The sequence below is a fragment of the Bradyrhizobium cenepequi genome, assembly GCF_020329485.1.
Lineage (GTDB): Bacteria > Pseudomonadota > Alphaproteobacteria > Rhizobiales > Xanthobacteraceae > Bradyrhizobium > Bradyrhizobium cenepequi.
The window spans coordinates 269221-282419 of the sequence record NZ_JAGKJI010000002.1 but is presented as its reverse complement, the minus strand read 5'-3'; the positions used below and the strand labels follow the sequence as shown (position 1 = coordinate 282419).

General features: G+C 62.9%; 10 protein-coding genes. 1 reads left to right on the top strand and 9 read right to left on the bottom strand.

All coding sequences use genetic code 11. The features are described 5' to 3' along the window. Position 1: 1 nt before the first annotated feature. Both J6497_RS04650 and J6497_RS41495 read right to left on the bottom strand, forming a co-directional pair. A complete protein-coding gene (locus J6497_RS04650; protein WP_225703042.1) occupies positions 2–2338 on the bottom strand; it encodes a TonB-dependent siderophore receptor in 2337 nt (778 codons plus the stop codon). A gap of 210 nt (positions 2339–2548) precedes the next feature. Continuing rightward, the gene (locus J6497_RS41495) at positions 2549–3472 is read right to left on the bottom strand and encodes a helix-turn-helix transcriptional regulator (protein ID WP_225703041.1); all 924 of its coding nucleotides are present in this window, start codon (positions 3470–3472) and stop codon (positions 2549–2551) included. 518 nt (positions 3473–3990) lie between these two features. On the opposite strand from J6497_RS41495, the gene J6497_RS04640 reads away from it, so the two are divergent. After that, positions 3991–5238: a multidrug effflux MFS transporter gene (locus J6497_RS04640; RefSeq protein WP_225703040.1), complete on the top strand. Its 1248-nt coding sequence runs from the start codon at positions 3991–3993 to the stop codon at positions 5236–5238. A gap of 226 nt (positions 5239–5464) precedes the next feature. On the opposite strand, the gene J6497_RS04635 is transcribed toward J6497_RS04640, so the two are convergent. The 7 genes from J6497_RS04635 to glsA form a co-directional block, all read right to left on the bottom strand. After that, on the bottom strand, positions 5465–6298 hold the full coding sequence (locus tag J6497_RS04635; protein WP_376708164.1) for a lytic transglycosylase domain-containing protein: 834 nt from the start codon (positions 6296–6298) through the stop codon (positions 5465–5467). Positions 6299–6310: 12 nt separating this feature from the next. Next, entirely contained in the window at positions 6311–6772 is a 462-nt protein-coding gene (locus J6497_RS04630; protein WP_225703039.1) for a hypothetical protein, read from the bottom strand. 20 nt (positions 6773–6792) lie between these two features. After that, a complete protein-coding gene (locus J6497_RS04625) occupies positions 6793–7818 on the bottom strand; it encodes a peptidylprolyl isomerase (protein ID WP_225703038.1) in 1026 nt (341 codons plus the stop codon). A 291-nt stretch (positions 7819–8109) separates the two neighbouring features. Continuing rightward, on the bottom strand, positions 8110–9420 hold the full coding sequence (locus tag J6497_RS04620) for a metal-dependent hydrolase family protein (protein ID WP_225703037.1): 1311 nt from the start codon (positions 9418–9420) through the stop codon (positions 8110–8112). Positions 9421–9608: 188 nt separating this feature from the next. Further along, on the bottom strand, positions 9609–10172 hold the full coding sequence (locus J6497_RS04615; RefSeq protein ID WP_225703036.1) for an HdeD family acid-resistance protein: 564 nt from the start codon (positions 10170–10172) through the stop codon (positions 9609–9611). Between the two features lie 41 nt (positions 10173–10213). Then, complete coding sequence (locus tag J6497_RS04610; protein ID WP_225703035.1) at positions 10214–11863, bottom strand: MFS transporter; 1650 nt, start codon at positions 11861–11863, stop codon at positions 10214–10216. A gap of 74 nt (positions 11864–11937) precedes the next feature. After that, complete coding sequence (glsA, locus tag J6497_RS04605; RefSeq protein WP_225703034.1) at positions 11938–12930, bottom strand: glutaminase A; 993 nt, start codon at positions 12928–12930, stop codon at positions 11938–11940. Between the last annotated feature and the right edge of the window lie 269 nt (positions 12931–13199).

Here is a 13199-nt window from a genome sequence, read left to right as displayed (position 1 = left end):
CCTAGTTCCAGCTATATTTCAACGTGCCGAGCACCGTACGCGCATTTCCCAATCCACAATAGGGCAAGCCGGTCAAGCACGATGCCACATAGAAATGGTCGGTCAGGTTGGTCACATTGACCTGCGCCTTCAATCCCTTCAAGTCCGGCCGCAGATAGCCGAAATCGTAGCTCACTGCGGCATCGAACAGCGTGTAGGATGGGATGACGAAGGTGTTGAAGCTGTCCCCGTAGGTCTCACCGACATAGCGCACGCCGAACCCGAGTCCGAGACCCGCAACCGGACCATCGTACCAGGTGTACTTTGCCCAGAGCGAGGCCTGGTCCTGGGCCGTGTTCATCATGTACTTGCCGGCATATCCGGCAATGCTTGAAGTGACCTTCGGATCGAGATGGCTGTAGCCGCCGACGATCTCCAGTTCGCGGGTGATGTTGCCTTTCGCTTCAAACTCGAAGCCGCGAACGCGCACCGCGTCGGTCTGCACGTTGAACAGCGGATTGATCGGGCTCGCTGTGAGGATGTCCTGCTGGTTGATCTCGAACACGGCCGCCGTCAGCATCAGGTTCGATCCGTTCGGCATGAACTTGACGCCGGCTTCAGTCCCGTCACCAGTCGTCGGCTTGAACGAGTTGCCGGCGAGATCCGCGCCAAGGTTGGGCGTGAACGACGTCGCATAGCTCACATAGGGCGACAGGCCGAAATCGAAGAGATAATTGAGGCCAACGCGCCCCGTCTGCGCCCGGTCGTCGCGAGAATAGCTTCCGGCGGGGGGAAAGAATGCGCCACTGGTGAATTCCGTGTGGGCCCAGTCATTGCGGCCGCTGACCGTCAGCGTCCAGCGATCGAGCTTGATCTGGTCCTGCAGATAGAGACCGGCCTGGCTCAGCTTGTCGTCGCGCAGGATGAACGGCGCCAGCGATGCGAAGGACGGAACCGCGGTATTATATATCGGAGCGTAGGCATCGATCGGAGCGATGCCGGCCGATCGATAGTCGGTGTTGGACCAGAGATTGAAGTAGTCGAAGCCCAATAGCACCTTGTGGGCGAGCGGCCCGGTGAGGAAATCCGCTTGCAGCTGGTTGTCGACGGCAATGTTGGCCGAGCTTGCCTTCACGTAATTATAGGTGCGATTGACGAGACGGTCGCTTGCCATGCCTTCGGTGCGAACCGACGAGAGATCGTTGGTGACATCGGTGTAGCGCAGATTCTGGCGGAACTGCAGGTTGTTGTCGAAGCGGTGCTCGAAGGCATAGCCGAGCATGAATTGCTCGAGACTATAGCCGTCAGCCCCGGGCACGCCGAGGTAGCGGCTATACGGAATGTGTCCGTTCGGATTGGGCAGGAACGACACCTGGCCGGTGACGTATTGCTGGTAGCCCCTGTTGTCCGCCTTCTGATATTGCGAGAGCAGCGTGAAGCTGGTGTCCACCGTCGGACTCCAGGTGAAGCTCGGCGCGATGAACAGCTTATTGTCCTGCACGAAGTCGGTCTGGCTGTTGCTGTCACGTGCGAGCCCGACGATGCGGTACAGGAACTCGCCATTCTTGTCGATCGGACCGCCAAGGTCGAACGCGCCCTGGAAGCGCTCGAACGAGCCGAACGTACCCTCGATCGTATATTGCGGCGTCGCCGTCGGCCGCTTGCTGACAAGGTTGAGCAGACCGCCCGGGTCCGACTGGCCATAGACCACCGACGACGGCCCCTTCAGCACCTCGATCCGCTCCAACCCGTAGGTCTCGATCCGCGGGATGGCGAAGGTCGTTTGATCCTGCGGCAGTCGCAGACCATCCAGATATTTCGGCGCATCGAAGCCCCTGAGCTTAAAGGAGTCGAAGAACGCGTTGGCTCCAAAGCTCTGCACTGTCACACCCGGCGTGTAGCGCAAGGCTTCGGTGATGTTCTGGGCGCCTTGCGCCTGGATCTGGTCCTGGGTGACGATCGAAATCGACTGCGGTGTCTCCAGCAGCGGCGTGTCGGTCTTGGTCGCGGTCACGCTTTGCGTGGCGAGATAGCCGACCACCGGACCAGTGCCCCTTTCACCGGTCGAGCGGCCCGCCACTCCGGCCGGCGCGGCGGCTTCCTGCGTCACTGGCGCCGGCGACCGCCGCGCGACGTTGCGGCCGGATCGTGCGGCTCGCGTCGATCGCACCGGGGCCACACGAGTGCGTTGCTGGCGCGGGGCATCGACCGTGACCGGCGGCAGCTCGCTGTTCGATCTCGGCTGCTCGGCGCCGGACGGGCTCTGCGCCAATGCCGGCGCGTCCGTGAACGCCACCATGGCGACACCACAAATCGTCATAAGGGCGAGTCCCCACTCGCTCTTTCGCTTGAATTCCATCGCTTGATCCCCCGTCGCGGAGCGCCCGCTAACTGAGGGGACTGAGTGCAAGAATTTCAACGCTCACGCCTTTGCGATTGCGCAAAAACTCTTTGATCTGTTGTCGACGACCTCCAGATTGGCCGCAGAGACATTCCGCCTCGGCACGCGCTCCCGCTATATTGGTGCGCGTCGCAACCAGTCGGCCTATTACGTAGAATTATTCTTATTCTAATTCGTTGGCAGACGGCAGCGACTGGGGGCGTATCCGAAGTGCTTGCGAAACGCGGTTGCGAAATTGGCAGGGTTGCCGTAGCCCGCGAGATAGGCCGCCTCGTTGATCGATATGCCCTGCTCGATGATCGCATCGCGCGCCGATTCGAGCCGACGGGTCCGTAAGTATTCGGAAGCGCTGACGCCAAACGCCCGTCGGAAGTGGGTGTTGAAGGAGCGGCGGCTGATGCCGGCCTCTCGCGCCAGTTGGGAGACTTTCCACGGACGCCGGAGATCCGCATCGATCGCATTGCGGATCGCGCACAAGCGCCGCTGCTTGTGGTCGCCAGCCATCTCCATGCTCGCGCGCTTGCCCGCGATCGATATGACGCGCGCGAGGATCTCCATTGCATGCGCGGACAGCAGCAGTTCCCCTGCGCGCCCGTCGAGCGTCGGAGACAGCATTTCCGTCGCCATCGCAAGAATGCGTGGCGGCGCCTTCAGCGTGATCACGAATTCATCGGCTTCGGCCGAAGAAAACAGTTCGAAGAACTCGTGTTGCAGACCGAGGCGGTCGATCGATGCCTTGGGAAAGGCAAGGCCCGCGGCGAACATGCGGGCGCCACTGCACGTCTCGCCGGTCCACAGCAGAGGCTTTCGCAAGGCCATCACGACGATCGAATTTTCCGAGTAACGGAACCGCGTCATATCGCGATGCGGCCCGCCCTGTCCTGAGCCCTTCAATACGATGGTGACGAACAGGCCGGCCTTGATCACGCCTTCGCCGCGTATCATGCGATCAAGGATGAAATTGTTTCGCTGGAACAGGCAGCCGGGAGATTCAAGCCATCGCGCGGCCTCCGCGAAGTCATCCTCCCTTGATGCACCCTCGGAGTCGAAGACACGGAACTGATCAAAGATGCGATGATAGATCTGCGTCACGTCCTTTGCCTGGAGCCGGCGGGCGAAACAACCTATCTGCCTCTCAATCGTTGCCGAAGCAATTAGAACGCTTTCAAAGTGCCGCGCAGCCTCCGCGAGGCTGTATGATAGTAGAGTGAAACCCATCGCGGTGGAGCAAGCTGCGCGATGATGGGTTTCGTTCTACCCGCCCGACGATTCTGCTAGTCCCTCATCCTGAGGAGCCGCGAAGCGGCGTCTCGAAGGATGAGGTGGTGACGCTGTTCAATCGCCTGCTCTGGCGGCAGCTCTACGCCTTTGGCGAACGTCGCTTGCGTCTTGACTGAGTTGCATCCGGGCAGAGTGCGGAAACCGGCATCCTGATGTGTATTGAGATCAGGTTAAGTTGCGTCCGCAACGGATGCTGCGCTCCCTCTCTGACTGCCTAAAATGGCGCCGCGTTGCCTAACCAGTCCGGAACCGCCGGAGCCCTATTCCGAAACGCGGGATTGTGCATCGCAGCACCATCGCTAGATTGCGCCTCTCCAAGAGGTTGCTACGTGTCTGAAATCAATGCCGAGGCCTGGGTATCGTCAGGCCACCGCCCAATGGGCTTCCCCGAATTTGTCATTGTGATCGCATCGATCATGGCGCTGAACCCGCTGGCGATGGACATGATGCTGCCGGCGCTGCCGAGCATCGGCGCCGCATTCCAGATTGCCGACGTCAACCATCCGCAGATGGTGCTATCGATCTTCCTGCTCGGCTTCGGCGTCGGGCAGTTCGTGATGGGCCCGTTATCGGATCGCTTCGGCCGCCGCCCGGTGCTGCTCGGCGGCATGGCCGTCTATGGCGTCGCGAGCCTGCTTGCGATCGCTGCGCCTTCCTTCGAGACGCTGCTGTTGGCGCGCGCGCTGCAGGGCCTCGGCACGTCGGCAACGCGCGTGATCGCCACCTCGGTCGTGCGCGACTGCTACGCCGGAAGGCGGATGGCGAGCGTGATGTCGCTCGCGATGATGGTGTTCATCGCGGTGCCCGTGGTCGCGCCATCGCTCGGCCAGGCGGTGCTGCTGCTAACGGAATGGCGCGGCATTTTCGTAGCGCTGATGCTGTACGGCGTGATCGCGCTGATGTGGAGCGCGCTGCGCATGCCGGAGACGCTGCCGGCGGAAATGCGGAAGTCGCTCGCGATCCGCGACGTGCTCGACGCCTTCCGGCAGACGCTCACCAACCGCCAGACGCTGGGCTATGCGCTTGCGGCCGGCGGCGTGCAGGGTGCGCTGTTCGCCTTCGTGTTCACCTCGCAGCAGCTCTTCACGGACATCTATCGGCTCGGACATTATTTTCCGCTGGCGTTCGCTTCGATCGCCGCGGGCGTCGCGATCGCAGGCTTCCTCAACTCCCGCTTTGTCGGACGGCTCGGCATGCGCGTGATCTCCCACGGCGCGCTGGTCGGCTTCGTCCTCGTTGCCGCGGCGATGCTGGTGGCGGCGAAGCTGCAGATGCTGCCGCTGCCTCTGATGATGCTGCTGGCAGCGTTGATGATGTTCACCTTCGGGCTGATGATCGCCAACTTCACCGCACTGGCGATGGAGCCGCAGGGCCATATCGCCGGCACCGCCTCATCGCTGTACGGATCGATCACCACGCTGCTCGCCATCGGCATCGGCATGGTGATCGGGCAGGGCTACGACGGCACGCTGCTGCCGTTCTCGACCGGCTTCTTCCTCTGCGCGCTGGCGGCGCTGGCGGTGGTGCTGGCGACGGAAAGAGGCCGGCTGTTCAGGCCGCATCACGCGACTCGCTAACTGCGCAGGCGTGACGACTTGAATCGAGCAACCGCTCGGCTTTACCTCGCCCGCGTGCGGGGAGAGGTCGAAATTCAAGCATCGCTTGAATTTCGGGTGAGGGGGAGCCTCCGCGAACGCTTCTGTCACCGAATTCGCGGATAGAGCCCTCACCCCAACCCTCTCACCGTAAGAACGGGGAGAGGGAGAAGGATCGTCAGTCGCTCCCGACCTGGCATCGTCGCGCTTATTTTCCGCCACGCACCTGAACCACCAGCGCGTTCAAACTCGCGTTCAGCTTGGCGTAATCGACATTCGCGCCGCCCAGGCCGGCCATGCATCTGCGCTTGCATCCACCGCCGCCACCGCCACGGGCCGGCTCGCCGAAGGTGGCGACGGGAACGCTGCCGGTGACCTGGAAGCCGCGCGCCATCAGCCGCGAGCGCACTGCAAGACAGTAGCTCACCGACAGATGGGAGAAGCGCGTCTCGCCATGGCCGGCGCGGTATTTCATCACGGCGGTGCAGAGATCGCCGCGGGCGAGCCGCCACGCCTGCGCGAGGTAGGTCACGCCGTAATGGATGTTGGTCTCGGGCATGGCGAGTTCGGCACTGGTGCCGGTGAAGCCGAGCATCCGCGCGGTCGAGGGCAGGACCTGCATCAATCCGATTTCGCCGACGCCGCCGATCGCGCCAGCATTGTAGCCGCTCTCCACGCCCATCACGGCTTCCGCGATCTCGGGCGCGAGGCCCGTGCCGGCGGTTTCCTTCTCGATCAGATCGCGATAGCGGGAGCGGGGCTGCGCGCTCGAGGTCGTAACACCTCGCGTCGGGGGCAATCCGACCTTGGCATTCTCGCGCCATCGCCGTTCGATGGCTGCCGGTGCTTCGGCCGGCGCAGCGTCCTTGGCTGGCGCTGCGTCCTTTGCAGGCTCGCTTGCCGACTCGGTAGCAGGAGATTCCTCCGGCGCCGCGGGCAAGGTATCGGCGAATGCGAAAGTGCTTGTCAGCAGCAGGCCGACGCCGGTCGCCAGCGCAAACGACCATCCGCGTAACAGTCTCTTCCCCCGCTGCCCCCGCACGCCCCGCCTCGCTCACTCTGTGGATCGAAGCCGCAGGCGAAGACGCAGCGGCTGAAGCATGTCGGGAGGCGGCGTGCCGGCATTGGCGGAGGCAAGCAGCGGACGCAGCCGGCCGCCAAGCTCGGGATCCATGCTGCTGTCGAATGTGATCCGATCCATCCTGCCATCCGGCAGGATCGAAGCGCTCACGACGAACGTCAGCGGCTTGTTCTCCTTCTCCCGCCCCGCCGCGAAGTTAACAAGCCACTGCGACATGTCGCCGTCGGCCTCGATCTGCTGCTGAAAGGCGCCCTGCAGCCGCGACGCATAGTCACGCCAAGCCGCGGGCGCCTCGGACGCGGCCTTGTAGTCGGTGGTCTGCGCCACAGCCGGCGCGCGGGCGGCGGTAACGCCAAGCGCCACGAGGCCAAAGGAGCGCAGCAGACGCCGCAGCCTGCCGGGATGGCCGTTCACGATCGGGGATTTTGACGCCATCGCTTCCGTGCCGAACGCGGTTAGCGGGCAGCGCCGGCCGACTGCGTCAGCTCGCCGGCGATGCGGGACAGTGCGATCTCGTTGACCGCAGGCGGATTCTGTTCGAGCACCCGCGCAACATAGGCGCGGCGGTTGAGCTCGGCGCGCTGCGCCCGCAGGCGCTGGACCAGGGTGTCGCGCACGTCGGCAAGTGCCATGGTTTCGGATGGCTTGGTCTCGATCAGCTTGACGATGTGATACCCGTCGGCAAGCTTGATCGGCTCGCTCACGGCGTTGACCGTCATTCCCATCACGCGGGTCTTGATCTCGGGAACGAGCTGCGGTTCGGGCAGCCAGCCGAGATCGCCGCCCTTGTCCGCGAGATCGCGCTGGTCGGTGGTATCCTTGGCGATCTGGGCGAAGTCCGCCTTCGGCTGCTTCAGCTTGGCCTGGATGTCCGCGACCTTCGCCTTGGCCTTCTCTTCGGCGGCACTGTCCGATCCTTCCGCGAGCGCGACATAGATCTGGGCGAGATGAAAGCGGCGCGGCATGACCAGCGCGCCCTTGTTGGCGTCATAGGCCTTCTGGATTTCAGCTTCATCCGGATAATTCTCCGGCGGCGCCGACACCGACTGCAGATAGGTCTCGACGATGGCCTCCTCGCGCAGCTTGGCGAGCTGAGCGGCGATGGCCGGTTGCTCCTGCCACTTCTTGTCTGCGGCTTCCTTGAGGATGAGCTGCCTGGCAAACATCGCGCGGAGTGTCTGGTTGAGAAGCGCGGGATCGCGGGCAAGCGCAGCGCGCTGATCGGGTCCGACGGCCGCCAGGAAGGTGCGGATTTCCGACGAGGAGACATCACGCCCGCCAACCCGCGCCACCAGCTCGCCGGCCGATGCCGCCGCCCCGGTATGTGGCGCCCCGGTATGTGGCGCCGGAGCAGCCGGCTGGGCCGCCGCGGCAGCCGCCGGCGCAGCGGCGGGCGCCTTCGGCTTCACCGCCCGCTGCGGCGCCGCCGGTGGCGGGTTCTGCGCAAGAGCAGCTTCAGTCCCGCCCCAAGCGCCGGCCATTCCGATGATCGCCAAAGCCACGACATGACGGCCCGCACGCAAGCGCCGGTATCGAGGTGTTGGGCCTTCAAACGCAGAACGATGGACAATCATAGCGACCTCAGGGTTCGATCTTCTGGTTCAGGACCCGGTCGCCTTAATCGTGAAGCAGGTTCTGGATCTCGACGCGACGGAATCCGAGCAGCGGTTCATCGGTCACTACTACATCACCAAATGCCACAGTTTCATAACAGCCATCAGCGCGCAGCCGACCTTGATCGGTTACTGGTATCTCTGTACGCACTTGGTTGATCAGCGCCGAGAAGGTTCTTGGGCCAGAAGGTTCTTGTAGACCTTTCCGCCCTTCATGATGACCAGGAAATTCCTGGCCGGGTCTTCTACGAGCTTGATGTTGTCAATTGGATTGCCATCGACCAGCAGGAGGTCCGCCAACGCGCCCTCCTCCACCACGCCGAGCTTGCCGGGATAAGGATTTCGGAGTCCGGACAGGCTAAGCAATTCGGCGTTCGTCGATGTCGCCATCGCCAGCGCTTCAGCTGGCGTGTACCAGCGGGTGAGGTCGGCCAGCATGGCACCTTGCCGCTCCGCCAGCGCCTTCGAGAACAGGATGTCAGTGCCAAAGGCTGTCTTGATTCCGTATTTCTTTGCCAAGGCATAAACTCTTTCGGTGCCGGCAACCACTTGCCGCATCTTTCCCTGCTCCGAAGGTCCGAGCGCACTTGCGCCCGCCAGATCGAGGAAAGGTTGCGTGCTGAGCCAAATTCCTTTTTCAGCCATGAGGCGCGCCGCATCCTCGTCCATCAGATGGCCGTGCTCGATGCACTTTGCTCCCGCCGCGATCGAGCGCTGGATTGCAAGCGGCGTATAGGCGTGCACGGCGACATAGGTGCCCCAGTTCTCCGCTGCTTCGACGGCGGCCCGCAGCTCCGGCTCGGTGAACGTGGATACATCGAGCGGGCTGAATGGCGATGCGACGCCGCCGCCCGCGGTGAGCTTAACCTGCGAGGCGCCCTGCATGAGTTGCTCACGCGCGCGCATGCGAACCTCATCCGGACTGTCCGCGACCATGCTGCCGCCAATCCTTTCCATGCGGCTGAGCATGCCGCCGATCGTTCTCGGCAGATCGGTAAGCTGCCGGAAGTCGCCATGGCCGCCGGTGATGGTGATCATGGCACCAGACGGGTAGATGCGAGGACCGGGGACGAGACCTTCGTCAATCGCGCGCTTGAGCCCAAAACTTGGTCCGCCCATGTCACGCACGGTGGTGAAGCCCCGCATGAGCGTGGCAGTCGCTTCCGCAGCCGCAAGAAGATTGTTGTAGCCGACATCATCCGCCAGGGAGGCCGCCGGCGTCGGGCGCACCAGCATCGCATGCCAATGCGCATCGATCAGCCCGGGCATCAGCACGCGTTCGCCGCCATCGATCACCTGAGCGTCCGCTTTGATCGCGGCCACCGAAATCTTCTCGATCTTGTTGTCCCGGATCAGGACATTGGACAGCGCGGAGAGCGCGGCGTTCCTTCCGTCGAAGATGCGAACGTTCTGGAACAGTATTGCGGGCGTCTGTTGAGCCTGTGCAGCCGGCAACGCAGTGAGGCTCATGCCAATTGAAGCCAGAAATGCAGCAATCTTGAAAGTTCGACCCGGCGGCTTCAAACCTGACATATCTGATCTCCGCCAATCGCGCATGGCACGAAGCCCGTATCGATCTTGCCGTACGGGAGAGAACGCCCGACATGATCGCGGGCGGTTAGCGAGTGTACTTGCCGGTCCTTGTCGATCGACGGCCGCTAGCCCGTTCTGGCAGCCGGCAGCCAGGCGAGGGTTAGCCATCCGACGCCGTGAGTAAGCAGGTCGATGCCCAGCAGCAATCCGAGCACCCATGCACCGGTGGCCGGAAATCCTGTCAGGATGATGAGGCCCGCCAGAACGCCGAACAGGCCGGACACCAGCATGATCCAGCCGAACTGCCGCCAGTGCGTGATGCCGATCAGCACACGGACGATCCCGGAGATCAGAAGCAACAGACCGAGCACATAGGTGAGGATCAGCGCACTCATCACCGGCTGAGTCACCAGCACGATGCCGAAGGCAAGATAGAGAGCGCCGAGCAGCAACTGCCATACGAACCCTCCCCACCCTTTGGTCCAGAACGCGTGAACGATCTCGAATCCACCGGCGATGATCGCCATCCAACCGATGAAGATGGTGCTGATCACGGTGAACAGCACGACATCGCCCAGGACCAGCAGGCCCGCGATGATCATCACGATTCCCAGCAGGATGCATACCCACAAAGGCGGTGTCGGCAGCCCGGTCAGGCGCATCGCGGAACCGTTGTCGTAGGTGGTCATGTCATTCTCCCTGATTTCAAGGCTACCGACCCCAGCGCGCGTCAGGTCGATCGCCCTCCTTCGCTCGCCGCCTCGTCGCTCGGAATCTCTCCCGGTCGATAGTTCGGCAGCCGCCCGGCCGGAATGATCGCAAGCAGCGCAAGGCCGGCCATGATCAACAGCCCGATCTTCAGCGCGCGCAGCCGCGCCTCGGTGTTGACCTGCACGGCCTCCTCGACCTGCTGCGGCGTGGCGCTCGTGCCTTCCAGCACGGTCCGCAACCGGTCGTTGCTGACGAAATTTATGCTGTCGAGATTGACCTGGCTCTGAATTTCCTTGGGCAGCAGCGGGTCCTCCACGATCTTGCCGAGCACGATCGTGCTCAGGAGGCCGACGAGCAGTGCGCCGGCGACCGCGGTTCCGACCGCCGCGGCGAGATTTTGCGTGGTACCGCGCAGCGATCCGACGTCACCAGCCAGTTCCTTGGGCGAAGCGGTGACCAGCACGTTGAACAACAGCGTGACCAGCGAACCCTGCCCGATCCCGAACAGCACGAGGCCGACCAGCACAGGAATCTCGCTCCAATCGTTGCGCATGACGACAGCGAGCCACACCAGCGCGATGGTGCAAAGGGCAAATCCATAGCGGCCGATCTGCCGCGGCGTTAGCCTGTCGTAGAGATTGATGATCAGCATCGCCGCAAAGAATACCGTGAGATTGAACGGCATCATCGCGATTGCAGTCGCCAGCGGCGAGCGGCCCTGCACGATCTGGATATAGAGCGGCACCGAAAAATTCAGCGCGGCCTCCAATGCGACCACGGCGAACAGCGCATAGACCGCGCAACGCTCCTCCGGCGAGTCGATCACTTCGAGCGCCAGGAGCGGCGTCTTGCCTGCCTCCTGCCGCCAGTGCGTCCACATCAGGAATGCCTGCCCGAGCACGACGCCAATAACAATCAGGATCGGCGCCGGCGAAATGCCGAGCAGATCAAACGGCGCGTTGGGCGTGGCCAGGCCTGCGCCCCAGCCATTCAGATTGTTGAAGCCGAAGCTGATGCAAATGATCGCGGCCGCCGCCAGAACGACGCCCACCAGATCGATCTCCACGTCCGGCCGGCCGTGGTCGCGCTTGAGCCGGAAGCTCAGCAGGAAAACAATGGCGGAAACAGCAATAAGAATTCCGAACGCGGGCCGCCAGCCGATATAGGTGCCGAGGATGCCGCCAATGACGAAGGCGAGGACACCAGCCGCCGCGCGCGCAGAGCCGAGCGCACCCACCGCGGTCGCCTGCTGGCGTCCGGTGTAGTTCTCGGCAATGAGGGCGACCAGCGAAGGCACGATCACCGCACCGGCGGCGCCGCAGAGCGCCTGCGCCGTGACCATCACGACAGCCGTGGGGCTGAACGTCATCATGACCTGCGATATGAAGAACAGCACAACGGCGGCGCGGAACACCTGGAGCGCGCCATACCGCTGCGCGAGCTTCGCGCCGAGCATCACGAAGCCGGCGACCAGCATGGAATAGGCCACGATGCCGGTCGCGACCGTCGTTGGAGGGACACCGAAGCTGTTGACCATTCCCCCCATCGCCACCGGCAATGAGGCGACGTTGAACGACATGATCATCTGGCCGAGCGCGATTGCGATCATGGGAATCCATGATGCGCGTTCCTCCTGGTGGGTGCCGCCGATCGAGATTGTCTGTGCCACTATGGCGCCCTCTGATTTGCTCGGGCTTTTCTGGATCGACTAGCTGGACGGGACGCCGATCCGGTCAACATTTGTCAGTTTTCCGGTTGCGAGACGAACAGATCCATGCCCAATCGCTGCGACAGAAATTTCGCGGCGAGTTGTCCCCTCACGCTGTTGCCGGCCGCGTCCAGCGGCGGAGCGAACGTGCCGAAGCCACCTTTGCCGGGAGAAACCGCGACAATGCCGCCGCCGATCCCGCTCTTTCCGGGCAGGCCGATGTCGTAAAGCCAGTCGCCTGATGTCTCATACAATCCGGCCGTGATCATCACGGCCAGGGCGTAGTGGCAAACCGCAGCGTCGACCACGCGCTGCTTCGTGATGGGGTTCACCCCTCCGTCCGCCAGTGTTGCGCCCATCACCGCGAGGTCTCTTGCGGTCACATTCAGCGAACACTGCCTCGTGTAGAGATCGGTCGCCTGCTTGGCGTCGCAATAGATCCGGTCGTAGCTCTCAAGCAGCCGCGCGATGCTGCGATTGCGGAAATTGGTCCGCGAAGCCGAGGCGTAGACCTCTTCGTTGAGTGGAAGCTTGCGGCCTGCGAAGCGCGACAGCCCATCGTGGATGAACTCCCACTGCGGTTCGGCGGACCCGCCGGGCGCGAGGCTCGTCGTGGCGATCGCGCCCGCATTCACCATCGGATTGGTTCGCCCTTCCCCACGCTCGATCGCAGCGAGCGAGTTGAATGGAAATCCAGTGGCGTTCGCGCCGAGTTTCACGCGCGCCTCTTCGGGGCCGATCGTCTCGCAGATCAGCGCAAACACGAATGGCTTCGACACGCTCATGATGGAGAATTCGTAGTCTATGTCTCCCGCGCCATAGACATGCCCATCGGTCGCAACGACACAAACGCCGAACAGCTCGCTCGGCACTCGGGCGAGTGCCGGGTAGACTTGCGAGTTCTTGCCGTCAGCGTTCGATTTGAGGCGCCGGTGCGCGTCTTCCACCAGCGACTGCACCATCTCGGGATTAGGTAGATGGCCGGTCGAAACGTAGGGCCGTTCATCGATCGCCGCTCGTGACGCCATTGCACCACTCCGCCAAACTCGGCTCTCAACTCCGGCCGGGTTATCCGATCCAGAACTCGATGCAGCGTTTCATCATCTAACGCCTACGTTTAAATCGAGTCAATCTGCAACCGTCGCAACGGTTTGCCGGCGGACCACCAGCTGTGAGGGCTACCGTCGATTTCGCCTCTCACGGGTACGCAAGGCTCCAACACTCGCTAGGTAAGGCACGCTGTCGCAATCATCATCGTGCGCAATTGAATCAAAGCGCAGTCATTGCCTGCAGAATC

What these genes read in the sequence shown, in the direction of transcription:
- J6497_RS04615 (WP_225703036.1), bottom strand. Translation starts at nt 10,172, where the DNA reads ATGACCACCTACGACAACGGTTCCGCGATGCGCCTGACCGGGCTGCCG.
- J6497_RS04625 (WP_225703038.1), bottom strand. Translation starts at nt 7,818, where the DNA reads ATGGCCGGCGCTTGGGGCGGGACTGAAGCTGCTCTTGCGCAGAACCCG.
- glsA (WP_225703034.1), bottom strand. Translation starts at nt 12,930, where the DNA reads ATGGCGTCACGAGCGGCGATCGATGAACGGCCCTACGTTTCGACCGGC.
- J6497_RS04650 (WP_225703042.1), bottom strand. Translation starts at nt 2,338, where the DNA reads ATGGAATTCAAGCGAAAGAGCGAGTGGGGACTCGCCCTTATGACGATT.
- J6497_RS04630 (WP_225703039.1), bottom strand. Translation starts at nt 6,772, where the DNA reads ATGGCGTCAAAATCCCCGATCGTGAACGGCCATCCCGGCAGGCTGCGG.
- J6497_RS04620 (WP_225703037.1), bottom strand. Translation starts at nt 9,420, where the DNA reads ATGAGCCTCACTGCGTTGCCGGCTGCACAGGCTCAACAGACGCCCGCA.